This window comes from Chryseobacterium sp. TQ-BC-N36 (assembly GCF_058382295.1).
Map to the genome: position 1 here is coordinate 4,799,718 of NZ_CM178175.1, position 15,549 is coordinate 4,815,266.

19 protein-coding genes are annotated in these 15,549 nt (G+C 38.9%); 12 read left to right on the forward strand and 7 right to left on the reverse strand.

What is annotated here, in order from left to right:
* The first annotated feature begins 8 nt into the window (after positions 1 to 8).
* The 10 genes from AC3FI7_RS21675 (at position 9) to AC3FI7_RS21720 (ending at position 8,187) form a co-directional block, all read left to right on the forward strand.
* Entirely contained in the window at positions 9 to 722 is a 714-nt protein-coding gene (locus AC3FI7_RS21675) for a hypothetical protein (RefSeq protein WP_491460882.1), read from the forward strand.
* Positions 723 to 867: 145 nt separating this feature from the next.
* On the forward strand, positions 868 to 1,392 hold the full coding sequence (locus tag AC3FI7_RS21680; RefSeq protein ID WP_343661533.1) for a thermonuclease family protein: 525 nt from the start codon (positions 868 to 870) through the stop codon (positions 1,390 to 1,392).
* Between the two features lie 221 nt (positions 1,393 to 1,613).
* Positions 1,614 to 2,363 (forward strand): sulfite exporter TauE/SafE family protein, encoded by a 750-nt coding sequence (locus tag AC3FI7_RS21685; RefSeq protein WP_491460883.1) that lies wholly within the window; start codon positions 1,614 to 1,616, stop codon positions 2,361 to 2,363.
* Between the two features lie 16 nt (positions 2,364 to 2,379).
* A complete protein-coding gene (locus AC3FI7_RS21690) occupies positions 2,380 to 2,622 on the forward strand; it encodes a MoaD/ThiS family protein (RefSeq protein WP_491460884.1) in 243 nt (80 codons plus the stop codon).
* A 5-nt stretch (positions 2,623 to 2,627) separates the two neighbouring features.
* Positions 2,628 to 3,044 carry a molybdenum cofactor biosynthesis protein MoaE gene (locus tag AC3FI7_RS21695; protein WP_491460885.1) on the forward strand — a complete coding sequence of 139 codons (417 nt, stop codon included), beginning with the start codon at positions 2,628 to 2,630 and terminating at the stop codon, positions 3,042 to 3,044.
* Between the two features lie 46 nt (positions 3,045 to 3,090).
* Positions 3,091 to 3,966, forward strand: a complete 876-nt coding sequence (fdhD, locus tag AC3FI7_RS21700) for a formate dehydrogenase accessory sulfurtransferase FdhD (RefSeq protein WP_491460886.1) — start codon at positions 3,091 to 3,093, stop codon at positions 3,964 to 3,966.
* Positions 3,963 to 4,313, forward strand: a complete 351-nt coding sequence (locus tag AC3FI7_RS21705) for a DUF7009 family protein (protein ID WP_142724728.1) — start codon at positions 3,963 to 3,965, stop codon at positions 4,311 to 4,313. Before fdhD ends, AC3FI7_RS21705 begins: the two co-directional genes overlap by 4 nt.
* 28 nt (positions 4,314 to 4,341) lie before the next feature.
* Positions 4,342 to 6,738: an FdhF/YdeP family oxidoreductase gene (locus AC3FI7_RS21710; RefSeq protein ID WP_491460887.1), complete on the forward strand. Its 2,397-nt coding sequence runs from the start codon at positions 4,342 to 4,344 to the stop codon at positions 6,736 to 6,738.
* Positions 6,739 to 6,770: 32 nt separating this feature from the next.
* Entirely contained in the window at positions 6,771 to 7,259 is a 489-nt protein-coding gene (locus tag AC3FI7_RS21715) for a molybdopterin-dependent oxidoreductase (RefSeq protein WP_343661543.1), read from the forward strand.
* Positions 7,260 to 7,269: 10 nt separating this feature from the next.
* Positions 7,270 to 8,187 (forward strand): bestrophin family protein, encoded by a 918-nt coding sequence (locus tag AC3FI7_RS21720; RefSeq protein WP_491460888.1) that lies wholly within the window; start codon positions 7,270 to 7,272, stop codon positions 8,185 to 8,187.
* Between the two features lie 23 nt (positions 8,188 to 8,210).
* Here the strand turns inward: AC3FI7_RS21720 and AC3FI7_RS21725 are convergent, their stop codons facing one another.
* Genes AC3FI7_RS21725 through moaA form a run of 5 tightly spaced genes read right to left on the reverse strand, consistent with a single transcriptional unit; the run spans position 8,211 to position 12,529 of the window.
* Entirely contained in the window at positions 8,211 to 9,251 is a 1,041-nt protein-coding gene (locus AC3FI7_RS21725; RefSeq protein ID WP_491460889.1) for a ThiF family adenylyltransferase, read from the reverse strand.
* Positions 9,252 to 9,267: 16 nt separating this feature from the next.
* The gene (locus tag AC3FI7_RS21730) at positions 9,268 to 9,876 is read right to left on the reverse strand and encodes an NTP transferase domain-containing protein (RefSeq protein ID WP_142724723.1); all 609 of its coding nucleotides are present in this window, start codon (positions 9,874 to 9,876) and stop codon (positions 9,268 to 9,270) included.
* Positions 9,857 to 10,333: a cyclic pyranopterin monophosphate synthase MoaC gene (moaC, locus tag AC3FI7_RS21735; protein WP_142724722.1), complete on the reverse strand. Its 477-nt coding sequence runs from the start codon at positions 10,331 to 10,333 to the stop codon at positions 9,857 to 9,859. Before moaC ends, AC3FI7_RS21730 begins: the two co-directional genes overlap by 20 nt.
* A 7-nt stretch (positions 10,334 to 10,340) precedes the next feature.
* The gene (locus tag AC3FI7_RS21740; RefSeq protein WP_491460890.1) at positions 10,341 to 11,540 is read right to left on the reverse strand and encodes a molybdopterin molybdotransferase MoeA; all 1,200 of its coding nucleotides are present in this window, start codon (positions 11,538 to 11,540) and stop codon (positions 10,341 to 10,343) included.
* Between the two features lie 2 nt (positions 11,541 to 11,542).
* Positions 11,543 to 12,529, reverse strand: coding sequence for a GTP 3',8-cyclase MoaA (moaA, locus tag AC3FI7_RS21745; RefSeq protein ID WP_142724720.1), 987 nt, complete (start codon positions 12,527 to 12,529; stop codon positions 11,543 to 11,545).
* A 159-nt stretch (positions 12,530 to 12,688) separates the two neighbouring features.
* Here moaA and AC3FI7_RS21750 point away from each other — a divergent pair, with 159 nt between their 5' ends.
* On the forward strand, positions 12,689 to 13,531 hold the full coding sequence (locus tag AC3FI7_RS21750) for a helix-turn-helix domain-containing protein (RefSeq protein WP_142724719.1): 843 nt from the start codon (positions 12,689 to 12,691) through the stop codon (positions 13,529 to 13,531).
* Positions 13,532 to 13,551: 20 nt separating this feature from the next.
* Positions 13,552 to 14,115 carry a hypothetical protein gene (locus AC3FI7_RS21755; RefSeq protein WP_491460891.1) on the forward strand — a complete coding sequence of 188 codons (564 nt, stop codon included), beginning with the start codon at positions 13,552 to 13,554 and terminating at the stop codon, positions 14,113 to 14,115.
* Between the two features lie 70 nt (positions 14,116 to 14,185).
* Here AC3FI7_RS21755 and AC3FI7_RS21760 read toward each other — a convergent pair whose 3' ends face one another.
* Both AC3FI7_RS21760 and AC3FI7_RS21765 read right to left on the reverse strand, forming a co-directional pair.
* Positions 14,186 to 14,869, reverse strand: a complete 684-nt coding sequence (locus AC3FI7_RS21760) for an MBL fold metallo-hydrolase (protein ID WP_142724717.1) — start codon at positions 14,867 to 14,869, stop codon at positions 14,186 to 14,188.
* Between the two features lie 55 nt (positions 14,870 to 14,924).
* On the reverse strand, positions 14,925 to 15,509 hold the full coding sequence (locus tag AC3FI7_RS21765; protein ID WP_142724716.1) for a Crp/Fnr family transcriptional regulator: 585 nt from the start codon (positions 15,507 to 15,509) through the stop codon (positions 14,925 to 14,927).
* Positions 15,510 to 15,549 lie beyond the last annotated feature (40 nt).

The window sequence follows — 15,549 nt, forward strand, 5'->3', positions numbered from 1 at the left end:
TTAATTACATGCTTATTAATGTACAAATTAGAAAGGACAACGTAAAAATATTAGAAGCATTTAATATTAGAATGAGTTCAATTAAGAACAAGTTTTCGAAAAAATTTATTCTTACAAATTGTGTTTATTACGAAAATGATATAGAGCAAATTTTTATTGATTTTGATTTTGTGTACTTTGCCATTGAGATTATAAACAAATACAATGAAAAACAAATATTATATACATTTAATTTTAGGATTGAAGACTTCAATATTAATCAAGGAAATGTCCAATTATTAGGGATTCCCATTATTGATTTTGATGCAAAGGATTATGATCAAAATGTGGTGGACTTTTTTATGAAATGGGGAAATGGGGAAATAATTTCTTTTTTAGATTTAAACGCTGAATGTAAAAATTCATATAATTATTCATGTTTAATGTGGAGTGGTGTTCCAAGTAAACTGAATAAAACTTTTTATGAAATTAATTTAGAATTAGTAAAATCAAACGCCGATTTTTATAATGTTGTTGGAAGTTCCTTTTTTGGAGATAGGGGGTATATTGGACATGATTCATATTCTTTTCAGGACTCTTTTAATAATATTATTAGAAATTCAGAACAAAAAATTACAATAGCCTTAAAAAAATATTTGGATATTAAGTTTCAAGACAAGTCATATATAGATAAAATTATAAAAAAAGAATATGATAATATACAGTTTGAAATAATATCGTGAAATTATTTGAATAATTTTGATACTACCATGCACAAAGTCTTACGACTTTGATGAAAGAATCCAATAACTTAATTCAATATTATGGAACCTCGCAAAAAGCGAGGTTTTTTTATTTGTAATAATGACTAATCCCTATATTTGCCCCATGAAACGATTAATGCTGCTGTACGTACTTTTCCCTGTATTCCTTTTTTCACAGACGACCGGAAAAGTGATCAAAATTTCAGACGGAGATACCATTACTTTACTGTTAAAAGGCAACCAGCAAAAAAAGCTGAGGTTGGCTGAAGTCGATTGTCCGGAAAATGGGCAGGCGTTTGGTAAAAATGCAAAACAGTTTACTTCTGCTCAGGTATTTGGGAAAACCGTAAGCTTTGTTGAAACGACTACGGACCGTTATGGAAGATCCATTGCAAAAGTGTACTATGATGATGGGAAATACCTTTCCAAAGAGCTTATCAAAGCAGGATTGGGATGGTGGTATTTTTCTTATTCCAAAGATGCCTCTTTGGGAAAGCTGCAGGAAACTGCACAGCAGGAAAAAATAGGACTTTGGCAGGATAGTAATGCCATTGCTCCGTGGGACTACCGTAAAATGAAACGGGAACTTAGAAATACTAAGAAAATCGAAGCTGCTAAGAACGCAACAAAAACAAAAGAAGCAGTGTAAATCTTTGGCCAAAGAAGTTTGAGAATAGAAACAAGTAATGGTTAATAACTCTTTATTGATAGGTCCAATAGTAACTTCCATCCTCAGGCTCCCATCTTCCATCCTTAAAAAACAATCTGCAACATTATTCTCACAAATTATAACAGAAACTTTTAAGTGATAACCCTGAATGACGCCCTAAAAATGAGTATTATTGTAAGAAAATTAATTCTGCAAAAAATATGGGGCATTGGGAAATCTTTTTCTTTTTTTTAATCATCGCTTTCATTTATTCTTCTGTGGGATTTGGAGGAGGATCCAGTTACCTTGCTGTTCTGGCAATGTACAGTCTTCCTTATCAGGAAATACGGTTAACAGCACTTATCTGTAATGTTATTGTAGTAATAGGAGGAGTATTTATTTACATCAGAAATAAGCAGATTGATTGGAAGAAAATACTGCCGCTTACCCTTGTAAGTGTTCCCATGGCATATGTGGGAGCTGTTTTGAAAATAAGTCAGGAAACTTTTTTCCTGATATTGGGAGCCACCTTAATCATGGCTGCACTGTTGCTGTGGATAAAGACAGAAGCAAAAAATGAAGAAAATCCTTCAGAATATACAAAAGCTTCACTTTTCAAAAACGGATTTTTAGGAGGAGGAATCGGGTTTTTATCAGGATTGGTAGGCATTGGCGGCGGAATTTTTCTTTCCCCACTGTTAAACCTTATGAAATGGGATACCCCACGAAAAATTGCAGCGGCGTCAAGTGTTTTCATATTGGTAAATTCAATATCAGGAATCTTTGGGCAGTTATCCAAACTGTCTGCAGATATGGATTATTTCAGAATCCTGAGTTTGTGTTTTGCTGTGCTCATTGGCGGACAGATTGGTTCCAGGATGTCCCTGAAATGGAATCCTCTGGTCATTAAAAGAATGACGGCTGTTCTGGTTCTGGTAGCCGGAATAAACGTTTTAATAAAATATTGGTAATAAGCTACATTTAAAAATGATACTTAAAATACTGGCATTCGGAATAACGAAAGATATTTTCGGAACTTCAGAAAAAGAAATAGAAATACATGAAGGAGCGAGCGTTAAAACACTCAAGGAACTTCTGGAAAAAGACTTTCCGGAACTGAAAAGATTGAAATCCTATTTTATTGCCGTTGACGATGAATATGCAGAGGATGATCAGATCATAACAGAATCTAACGAAATAGCAATAATCCCTCCGGTAAGCGGCGGATAACAGATATGATTGATATAAAAATAACAGAACAAATCCTGGATCTTACGGCTTGCTTTGCCCTTGCTTCCGACCCTGTATGCGGAGGAATAGCATCATTTGTAGGAACCGTACGAAATCATACCAAAGGTAAACCTGTTACCCGTCTGGAATATGAATGCTATCAATCTATGGCCGTGAAGGAAATACAGAAAATAGCCGATAAAGCCATTGCTTTATTTTCAGTGAAGAATATTGTTGTTCACCACCGCACGGGAGTCTTGTTTCCCGGTGATGCTGCCGTGATCATTGTGGTAAGTGACGGGCATAGAAATGCGGTTTTCGATGCCTGCAGCTTTATGATTGAAAATATAAAAAAGACCGTTCCTATCTGGAAAAAAGAAATTTTTGAAGATGGTGAAGAGTGGGTTTCAGCACACCCATAATTTTAGGAATAAAATTTTGTACCTTTACTAGGCCAGTCATTATATCATGAAAGCAAATCTGTTGTCAAATAAATCTGTAAAGCAGATAGAAATCATCAAAGTCAGGGAAAACAGCGGTTTTCCTTATACAGATGATATCTCTGTAGAAGAACCTTTAGAGATCAGGGTTTCTTACAGTGCCGAAGGTAAAAAAGAGTCCAAAAATATTTCTGTAACTATGCGGACTCCCGGAAATGATGCAGAACTTGCTGCAGGATTTTTATTCACAGAAGGAATTATTTCCGGCCGTGAACAGATTAAAAGCATATATTCTCCGCAGGCAGAATGTTCGAGGAACAGCGAAAATGTTGTCATTGTCGAGCTTACAGAAGGATTTGTTCCTGAGCTAATGAAGGCAGACCGGAATTTTTATACTACTTCCAGCTGTGGTGTATGCGGAAAAGGCTCTATAGAATCTATAAGAACAGTAAGTACTTTACACAACCATACAAAAGAAAACACAGAAGTTTCCCTGGAGACTCTTTATCAGCTGTCCGAAAAATTGCAGTCATTCCAGAATAATTTCAGTGCTACAGGCGGTATACATGCTTCCGGGATCTTTGATATGGAAGGAAACCTTCTGGCACTGCGCGAAGATGTGGGAAGACATAACGCCCTGGACAAACTCATAGGTCATGCATTATCTGCTGGACTGCTTCCTTTGAACAATAAAATTTTGCTACTGAGTGGAAGAGTCAGCTTCGAACTTATTCAGAAAGCTGCGATGGCAGGAATTTCCATTGTTGCGGCAATAGGCGCACCCTCAAGCCTTGCGGTGGATCTGGCCAAAGAATTTGATATTACTTTACTGGGCTTTCTCCGGGACAACCGTTTTAATATTTACCATTCCGGCAGCCATTTTAACATTGAAAATCTATTATGAAAATAAGAATTAAAGATAACACAGTCAGATTTCGTCTTACCCAGTCCGAAGTGGCAAAATTGGGGGAAGACGGCATCATTTCAAGCTTCACAGAATTTGTAGACCGTCCGTTTATATATGCTATTGAAAGAACAGAAGAGGCAGAGCTTTCGGCAGCTTTCATCGAGAACAGAATGGTTCTGAAGATGCCTGAAACAATGATAAACGAGTGGATTACCACAGACAGAGTCGGTTTTGAAGGGCAGTCCGGAAAAATTAAACTCTTAATTGAAAAAGACTTTGTATGCATTGATAATACATTGGAAGACCAAAGCGACAACTATCCCAACCCGAACCTGAAATGCTAATTTTTTCATTTTTTTAAACCTGGAAATCATGGAAAACAAAAATGTATTCAATAAAAAAGAAAAGGGCAGCAGATTACCTTCTGCTGAGCCACCTTATAAACTGCTGGATCTGAAGCTGAAACCACCGAAAGCCTGGGCAGCGGGTGTTCCTGCAGTGATTCATTCATTGGATCAGTTGGTGCTTAATGCCTCCGTTCTTCGCGGAGGAAGAGCCCTTTTCAGTATGAATCAGTTTGATGGGTTCGATTGTCCGAGCTGTGCATGGCCAGACCCGGATGACGAACGTTCCAGATTAGGTGAATATTGTGAAAACGGAGCAAAGGCCCTGGCAGAAGAAGCCACCTCAAAAAAGATCGGAGCAGAGTTTTTCAGAGAAAATTCGGTGTATGATTTAGCAAAGCTGACAGATTTTGAAATCAGCCAGTTGGGAAGACTGGCAGAGCCCATGTATTTGCCGAAAGGAGGAACACATTATCAGCCGATAAGCTGGGATGATGCCTTTATAAAAATTTCTGAAAAACTAAATGCATTAGATTCGCCTGATGAAGCTATTTTTTATACATCAGGAAGAACAAGTAATGAGGCAACATGGGTATACCAGTTATTTGCCCGTGAATTCGGGACCAATAATTTTCCGGACTGTTCCAATATGTGCCACGAAACTTCCGGTTATGCTCTTTCCAGAAGCATAGGCATTGGGAAAGGAACCGTAAAGCTGGAAGACTTTTACGATACAGATCTTATCATCATCATAGGACAGAATCCTGGAACCAATTCTCCGAGAATGCTTTCTGCATTAACTAAGGGAAAGAAAAACGGCGCAAAAATTATGGCTGTCAATCCGCTTCCTGAAGCCGGATTAAAAGGTTTCAGAAACCCTCAGGAAGTGCGTGCTTTGCTCAATAAGCCTTATGAACTGTCGGATCTGTATCTTCCTGTTAAGATCAATGGGGATATGGCGCTTTTAAAAGCACTGCAAATTCTCGTACTGGAAGAAGAAGCCAAAAACCCGGGGAAAGTTCTTGACCAGGATTTTATAACGAATAAGACCGCCGGCTTCAATGAATTGGTTGAAGAATTAAAAAGATATGACCTCAATTTCTTATCGGAAGAATGTGGCATTCCTGTTGAGAATCTAAGAGAAGCTGCACAGATGATTGCCTCCAGAAAAAGGATGATCATTTGTTGGGGAATGGGAATCACGCAGCAGCACAACGGGGTGGAAATGATTTATAATATTGTGAATCTCCTGCTGATGAAAGGAAGCATAGGAATCCAGGGTGGGGGAGCGTGTCCTGTTCGGGGTCACAGTAATGTGCAGGGGAACAGAACACTGCTTATTAACCATCATCCTACAACAGAACAATTGGACAGGCTGCAGAAGTACTATGGCTTTGAGGTACCCAGAAAAGGAGGATATGATGTGGTCAATGCGCTTAAAGCAATGCATGAAGGCAAAGTGAAATTCATGTTCTGTATGGGAGGTAATTTCCTTTCTGCCGCACCGGATACAACTTTTACGGCAGAAGCCATGCGCAAGCTGGAAATGTCTGCGATTGTTTCTGTAAAATTAAACCGAAACCACCTTATTCATGGAAAAGAAGCTTTGATCTTACCGGTAATCTCCAGAAGTGAAAAAGATATGGTAAACGGTGAACTTCAACACGTAAGTACGGAAAATTCAATGGGGGTTATAGAATGGTCAAGAGGGGTTCTCGAACCTATTTCAAAACACCTGATCAATGAAACTCACGTAGCCTGCAGAATGGCAAAAGCGGTTTTAGGAGAACGTTCCGTAGTGGATTGGGATAAATTTATCAACAGTTATGATGCCGTTCGTCATGATATTGAACAATGCATTCCCGGATTTGAAAACTATAACGAAAGGGTAGTACAGAAAGGAGGCTTCTATCTTCCGAACGGACCAAGAGACGGGAAATTCAACAGTGAATTTTACCCTGGAAAAGCGGCTTTCAATATAACTGCTGTACCGGATAATTCGCTTGCGGAGGACGAATACCTGATGGGAACTACCAGAACGCATGACCAGTTCAATACCGTTGTTTATGGCTTGAATGACCGCTACCGTGGGATTTTCAATGAAAGAAGGGTGGTGATGATGAACGAAAAAGATATTGAAAAGGCAGGTCTGAAAGAAGGCGACCATGTAGATCTTTTCAATTATGATGATGGAATTGAAAGGATAGCACCGCTTTTTATTGTCGTAAAATATCCTATTCCTCAGAAAAGTACCATGACCTATTTCCCGGAAACCAATGTACTGGTATCTATCAATAACGTGGTGAACGGTGCCAATATGCCGGCTTCCAAATATGTCCGTATCAAAATCCGAAAGCACAGTCCCGAAATTTTTAAAAAAATTGATGATCATATAACGGCTGCAGCAGGAACCAGTCGCGAATAATCTTAAAAATAAAACTTAAAAACAACTTAATCATGAAGCACCTGTTTTTTGTGGCTATATTTTCTTTTTGTGGGCTGGCATCAGCGCAGACAGGTTTCAAATTAAAGGTTTCCGGTGAAGTGGCCCACCCTATGGAGCTAAGCTTATCTGACCTTTCAAAAATGTCCCGAAAAGAAGCGGTTCTTAAGGATAAAGAAGGCCATTCACATATTTTTACAGGAGTTCCAATCATGGAAATTTTGGACAAAGCAGGAGTTCCATCCGGAAAAGCGCTTCATGGAGCAGAAAATTTTTCGAAATATGTTCTGATAAAATGTTCTGACGGTTATCAGGTCTTATTCTCACTGGCAGAGCTTGATGCTTCTATCCAGGATAAAAACGTTATTGTTGCTGATACTGCAGACGGAAAACCTTTATTGCCGGAAAAAGGTCCTTTACGGATCATTGCTGAGGGAGAAAAGAAACCTGCCCGCAGTAGCTACCAGGTTACAGAGCTGTTCATCGGATCCGTAAAAAAATAATTACAAAAAAATGATCATAAGAAAAAAGGAACACTGGTTCAGAATGCTTTTTGTGTGGCATGGTTCTGTTTTACCCGCCTTGCTTCCCCGTTTGGGATTGCTTTTAATTCTTTCTTTACTGGTAACCTATTTTCATGGAATCATTCTTTCTTTTAAAGTTCCGTTAAATCCGGCACCCCTTACACTGTTTGGGTTTGTACTAGCTTTATTTTTGGGCTTCAGGAACAATGCCAGCTACGATAGGTTTTGGGAAGGCCGAAAACTATGGGGAGCTCTGCTGAATACTTCCAGAGCTCTTACCCGCCAGGCCATCACGCTGAAAAATACAAAAGATGGTCAGGCTTCAGTTCATAATTTTGTGCAGCTGCTTGGCGCCTTTGTTTATGCACTGAAACATCAGCTGAGAGGAACGGATGCCTATAAAGATCTAAGATCCAGGCTTAATGACGATCAGCTGAAACTAGTTACTGCATCAAAATATAAGCCCGCTGTTATGATGCGCCTGCTTGCAGAATGGGTGCAGAAGTCAAAAGATGAAGGTTCCCTGGATTCCATCCAGCAGGCCCGTTTTGATGAAAATTTGGATAAGCTTTCTGATATTCTTGGAGGGTGTGAAAGAATTATTTCAACTCCCATTCCGTACAGTTACAGAGTTTTACTGCACCGTACGGTATATATTTATTGCTTTCTGCTACCTTTTGGACTCGTAGATTCGCTCGGATGGTTTACACCACTTATTGTGGTATTTGTAGCGTATACATTTGTTGCGTTTGAAGCAATAGCTGATGAAATTGAGGAACCGTTTGGAACAGATGCGAATGATCTGGCTCTGAACAGCATGTGTGTGATGATTGATGAAACCATTCATGAAATGGTGGGGGAGCATATTGCTGTTTCTCCGAAAAAGGCTCAGAATATTATTGATTAGTGTTTAAAAAAAGTGATTGTTGTTTATAATTCTGTTCTTTGAATGCCGCCTTTTAAAGAATACACGTTCTTCTCAGGAAAGATGCTCTTGATTTTTCTCACCGCTTCAGCACTGCGTTTTCCGGATAAGCAATACATTACAATAGATTTCGAACAATCCGAAATATAATCTGAATGGTTCTGTAGCTCATCTACAGCTATATTGATTCCTCCGATATTGAATTCTTCATGCTCTTTGGATGTACGGACATCTATGATTTCAAAAAGATCTTTTTCCTGCATCAGCTGCTCAAACGTAATCGTTTCAACAGTCTGAGGTAATCCTGTAATCTGCACAGAAGTTTTTCTTAATTTAATGATCTGTGTTTTACCGTCCAGCACATTCATCATCCAGAGTTTTCCTGCCAGTGAATCTTCAGGGTTTATAAAATATTTTATGGCTTCATTAGCCTGCATGCATCCGACAATTCCCGCCAGTGTAGGCAGTACACCCCCTTCTCTGCAGTTGGGAACCTGTGATTCTTCCGCATTCGGGAAAACATCACGGTAATTGGGAGAAGCAGTACCGTCTTTCTGTATGACATTCCAGATGCTTACCTGTCCTTCATATTGATAAATGGCACCATATACCAAAGGTTTTTCTGTTAATACACAAGCGTCATTCAGCAGACATTTTGTTTCAAAATTATCTGTTCCTTCGATAATTAAATCAAATTCAGAAATCAGATCCATTACATTGTCAGAGGTTACCCGGAAATTGAACGGAATGATTTTTACTGCTGGATTTTGCTGCTGTAACTTTTTAGCAGCAACATCAACTTTTGATTTTCCGATATCTTCCGGAGCATATAATATCTGGCGGTGAAGGTTGCTTTCAGAAATGATATCATTATCAGCAAGACCAATCGTTCCTATCCCTGAAGAAGCAAGATACTGTGCCGAAGGACAGCCAAGCCCTCCCATGCCTATGATCAGGACTTTAGCATTGTTGAGGAGTTCCTGGGAGGAAACCCCAAATCCTGGTAAAGCCATCTGGCAATGATAACGTTCAAGCGGGTTACTCATCTGTTTCTGTTTTCAATTACATCTGTTTTCTTAAAATTTCCTGGGCTTTTTCCCTATCTTCGGGAGTATTCACATTCATTAAAGAATCCGGGTTGCCTGGTTTCAGGATTAAGGTATCACTATTGATCAGCACTTTCCTTGGACATGTAATTCCTGATCCTAAAAAATTAAGGAGTAAAGGGTAGCTTTTGGGCTCCCAAATCGTAATTAATGGTTCTGGTAAACCATCAAAAGGACTTTCGTAAGTGGTGGCTGTTTTTTCTATATTTCGGTTTTCAATTAAAAATTCTAACGATTTTTCATCCAATAGAGGTAAATCACAGGCAACGACCAGCCATGCTTTATCTCTCTGGGATCGCAATGCTGAAAGTATGCCGCCGAAAGGTCCCATATTCAGAAAAGTATCAGTAAGGACATTGTAATTTGGATCAAAATTTTCCAGCTGATCCTGTCTGCAGGAAATAAAAACCTCGTTACAAAACGGAGCTAAAAGATCAGCCGCATAATACCGCTGCTCTTTGCCATGCCAGTTAATTTTATCTTTAGGATTTCCCATGCGCTGGCTTTTCCCTCCCGCCAGTACCAGCCCGTTTAATTTCGGAACATCAGTCTCTTTTGAAATCATTTTTTCCTCCGGATTTTTCGATGAGCTGTATTTCTTTGATTACGATGTCATGACTCATTGCTTTGCACATATCATATATGGTAAGTGCAGCAACTGATGCCCCTGTCAATGCTTCCATTTCGATGCCCGTTTTAGCTTCAATCTCAGCAGTACAATAGATTTCAATTTCATTTTGAGCGTTGATTTCAATATCTATTTCACAGTTATCCATACCGATAGGATGACAGAGAGGAATCAGGTCTCCTGTTTTTTTTGCTGCCATTATCCCCGCAATGATGGCGGTTTGGAAAACAGAGCCTTTTTTAGTTTTAAAGTCATCTTTTTGAAGCGCTTCCAGAATATGTTCAGGAAGTGTCACAGTGGCTTTGGCAGTTGCTTTCCGGTGGGTAACCTTTTTACTGCCTACATTCACCATACCTGGCTGTTCTTTTTTATTAAGATGTGAAAAATTTGTCATGAATACATTAAAAATTATATTTCCATATTTTATAGACTTTCCCTTTCTTAAACACAGTTTTTTCCGGAGGAAGTTCTATGAATGCATTGGTTTCCGCAAGATGGGAAAAATCTCCGGAACCATTGGTATCGACTGATTCTGCAATTAATTGTCCTGCTGGATTCACACTGAGTTTTACCTGGGCAAAATATTGTAATGAAAAAGGAAAATCAATATCATTTTGTAAAACGGCATACTGTGGATTTTCCGGGATTTCCAGAGATTTTTCCAGCCAGGGAATAAAATACCGGTGCAGGCACATGAATACGGAAACCGGGTTTCCGGGGAATGCAAAAACCAATTTTCCGTTTTGGCTTTTTCCAAACCAGAACGGCTTTCCCGGTCTTTGCTTTATTTTATGAAAGAGCTTTTCTATTCCCAGCTCTTCACAGGCTTTGGGCAGGTAATCGAATTTTCCCATAGAAACCCCGCCGCTCATCAGTAGAATATCATAATTGTCGATACATTGGGACAATTCCTTTTTTATGAGTTCAAAATCATCATTCCAATGCAGCCGGTCAGCACTGATCCTGTATTTTTCCAGAACAGACTGTATGGTAATTCCGTTGGAACGCCTCAGCTGAAATGGAGTAGGAGTATTTTCAGGCGGAACCATTTCATCCCCGGTGGAAATAATGGCTACCCTGGGAAGTTTTTTCACAGTCAGAAATGTTTTCCCCACTGATGCGGCAATTCCGAGAATAGACGGAGTGATGGCCTGATTGGCTTTTACCAATATTTCTCCGGCTTTTTTATCCCTTCCTTTAAGATGAATATTCTGTCCTTTTTTAACATCAATTTGGATGCTTGCTACATTGTTGTTGATCAAAATATCTTCATAGCGGATAACAGTATCCATTGAAGAATGCAATGCCGCTCCGGTCATAATTTCTATGCATTCGTTTTCATCATCAATAGAAAGCGGAGCCTCTCCCGCTGCCTGTACGGTTTTGATGGTAAAGTCACGCATTCCTTTTTCGTAGGATTTAAAACTGATCGCAACTCCATCTACCGTAGGTCTCTCAAAAGGGGGTAAATCACGATCTGCCAGAATATGTTCTGCTAAAATCCTTCCTGAGGCATTTTCATAGAAAATTTCTTCTGTTCCGAAATCTCTGACCTGAGAAAAGATGATTTCTTCTGCCTGCTGTACACTGATCATTTCCATAATTAACCTCCTATTGTTGCCATTGACTGATGTATTTGTGATGGGTTTAAACTCTGTTTCTGAGCTTCCCAGCCGTCTTTCGGTTTTTGGTGTATACTGTCGATAATGATATTTTTCAGCGCTTCATCTGTTTTTCCCATACGGATTTCATCTTTCAGGTTGATACCGGATCCTTCATACAAACAGGTTCTTAGAATACCGGAAGGAGTGATTCTTATCCTGTTGCAGTCTCCACAAAATGAACGGGTATATGCTGCAATGATTCCTATACTTCCTGTAAATCCAGGAATTTTATAATTATATGACGTTGAACTTTTAGGATCCTCTGTCTTCTGTATTTCAGGGAAATATTCTTTTATATGGTTATAAATTTGTGTGAAATTCCACTTCAGGGAAATATCAGTTTCACTTCCGTTAAAAGGCATTTCCTCAATAAAACGGACATCTATCGGAAGATTTTTTGTAAGCATTACTAAAGGAATAATATCCTCAGTATTTTCCCCTTCCATCACCACGGTATTGATTTTTACTTTTATGTTATTCTGTAATAAACCATTTAAAGTTTTCATGACTTTATCCAAACTATTTCTCCGGGTAATTTTGAAAAAACGATCTCTGTCCAGCGTATCAAGACTTAGATTGACAGATTGTATTCCGCATTTTTTAAGTTGTGGAATGTATTGTTCGGTAAGTAGGCCATTAGTGGTTATGCTAAGGTCAGTAAGCCCGGCTAATTGTGATATATTTTGGATAAGCTCAATACTGTTTTTTCGGACGAAAGGTTCTCCTCCTGTTATCCTGATTTTATCAACGCCCATTTCTGTAAATACCGAACAGATTCTGAGCATTTCCTCATCAGTCATCAGTTCATTTTGCTTAATCCAGGGAAGACCGTTTTCCGGCATACAATAGGTACACCGGAGGTTACACCGGTCTACAATAGCAAGCCGGAGATAGTTTATGCTCCTTCCAAATTTATCTGTCAACATTTAAATAGAATAAGTCTTATTACAAATATACTGAATGTTTCTCTTCGAAATGGGAAATTCTCTATTGGCAGATAATAGACAATATTTATTTCACAATTCCGGATATTGATCTCTATTCATATTGAATTTAACTAACTTTATGCGATAGTAAAATATAAAATGCAGGGACAGGGTAATTCAAAAATATTGGAAAGTCAGACTAAAAAAGATATCGATGTAATTTATCAGGATGAAATAAGTTCTTCCGAGCTCAACCGTTTTCCTGATAATTCTTTCACAATCATTATTTTGGACGAATGTAAGGAAGGTAACTGTACGACGGATATTGGAACATATGCCTTAAATTCCCGGCAGTTATTTGTTCATCTTCCCAAAAGGAAATATATATGGAATCTGCCTTTACAGGCGAGTGGCAGAAGACTGATCATTAATGATTCTATTCTTGAAACATTTTCTCCTACTTTAAAACATACTTTCTCACCTCACAGTACCTACGAAATGATTCCGTCAAACGGAGAAGCTTATGAAAAATTCAGTATGGAATTTGATGCCATCCGCAAAGAAATACATTCAGAAATTGTATTCCCGGAACTTATTAATGCAAGAGTGAGACTCTTGGCACTGATGATTAACCTTTGGATAGAGCAGGTGTATGGAAAGTCTGCATTGAATGATCACAATAATCCTGTTTTCCGTTTCCATGAGCTTGTCGAAACCTATTATAAAACACAAAAAGGGGTGGCCTTTTACGCTGAAGAGCTATGTATTACGCCCAATTATCTCGGCGTTCTTTGTAGAAAGCAATATAAAATATCTCCATTGGAGTTTATAAGACAAAGGGTATTATTGGAAGCCAAAAAATTATTACACAGTTCAGATAAATCAATTAAAGAAATAGCCTTTGAGCTTGGATTTAATAATTTCTCTCACTTTTCATATTTTTTCAGATCGCAGACCGGCTGGACCCCCAAGAACTATAGAATGACGATGGGAAAAAGTTAGGTTTAATAAAAATATAAACAATGATAAACATCACAGAATTCAAAGAAAACTTAAATCTTAAAGAAATTCCCGCTGAGTTGGAAAAATTAATTTATTTTCAGAACACTATTTCCTCCTTTGAAAACTATTCCCAGGGGTTTGGGATTTTAATAGATAAGAAAAACGGATTGAAAAGCTGGAGTACGGATGAAAGTTTTCTCGATAAACTTTTCCCTTTTGCTCAGGCAAATGGTTCTGGCTCCTTTTATGCAATCTGGAATGATGGAACTGGCAAGCCATTGGAACTGATGCCAGTTGTTGTTTTTGGGGACGAAGGAGGTGTTCATGTCGTGGCTGAAAACCTCTTACAATTGCTGCATCTTCTCAGCTATGATACAGAAATTTCTGTAGATTTTGATACAGCTTATTTCTATAAAGATGATGAAGATGACGAAAGCGAAGACCGGATGGAATACATAAAGTGGCTGAAGGAGACGTTTCACTTAAACCCGATCGAAGAACCTGATGATCTGATTAAAACGGCTCAGGAAAAATATAAAGCTCCTTTTGATCAATGGATAGGACAATATATTACTGAATATTAATCAACATTGACTACAAATTAATGATTTTAGGAATTCAATATGTAAAGTAGGGTCAAAGTGCGCGTCTATCTTAAATAGCCGCGCTGCATTGAGCTGCAAATTTCTCAAATTTCCGATCTTTATTTCTCAAAACCGGTCCGTGACCGAAGCAGATGATGGAAGGATTCAGCTTTGCCAGCTTCTGGAGTGATTGGATATTGCGTTGCTGATCCGAGGTGAATATGTTGGGCGGAAGGTGCAGGCCGGTTGTTGTTGTGAGCAGGTTCATATTGGTAGCGGCATCCCCGATTATCAGTACACCATCCCGCTCGCGGAATAAAGAAATATGACCTGCTGAATGTCCGGGCGTCTCTATTACCCGAAAGTTTCCTATACTATCATTTTCAACGATTGTCTGATCGACTTTATGTCCCTGTCCTGCCCAGTATTTTTGCTGAAGTTTTGCAATCCAATGTTGGGGAGTTGGATAGTCGTTGGTTACCATCCCCGTTTCGGTCCTGAAAACTTCGTTGGGATGGCAGAGTAATGGGATAGAGAATTCAGCACAGATCTGATCGCTGCAGCCCTGATGGTCGGCATGCGCATGGGTCAGTATGTGTTGGTAAACAGGAGCTTTTCCGATAGCTTTCTTTATCGTGGTATATGAGCTCCGAATTCCGGAGTCTACCAATACACCTTCGATAATATAACAGTTGATACTGTTTCGTGGCATCAGTGGAATCTGAAAGACTTCGGGAGCAATTTGACGTAACATAATTTTTTTTGTGCAAATCTACCTCACTGATCAGAGTTGCATAAGGACATTTGTCCTATAAGTTGGGTTTATGGATTTGTCCTTTCGCGCGTGTAAGCGATCGCTGGGTGATGCCCAGATACGATGCCAGATCTTGTGTGGTTATGCGCTTGACGAGTATCGGTTCGTTAGACAGGATATGAAGATATTTATCTACGGATGATCTGTTGTTGTAATTCAGCAGATAACGTTCCTTTTGGTTGTACTCCTGTTCCATCACAGATTTTATAACTCTGTTCCAGCCGGTTACCTGATCAAGCAGATGCAGATAGTCCGGGTGACTGATTCTATAGATTACGCTATTTTCTATAGTTCTGATATTCCTTTTGGATTTTTCCTGGGCAACAAACTCTGGAAATGAGGTGGCAAATTCATTTTCAAACTTGAAGCAGGTTATATTTTCCTTTCCTTCTTTGTCAAGACCATATGCTTTTACAGCGCCGCTGGCAATAAATCCAATATGGCGACAGGGTTCATCCTCACGAATAAAAAAATCACCTTTTTTTAAGTGGGTTGGTTTGAAGAACTGCACGGAAAAGTTGATTTCCTCAGCTGATAGTCCTCCTGTTGTGGATAGATAATTTTTAAATACGTCAGTCATTTCACAATCTTTTCGTTCTTATTTTCTTTCTGTGGATTAT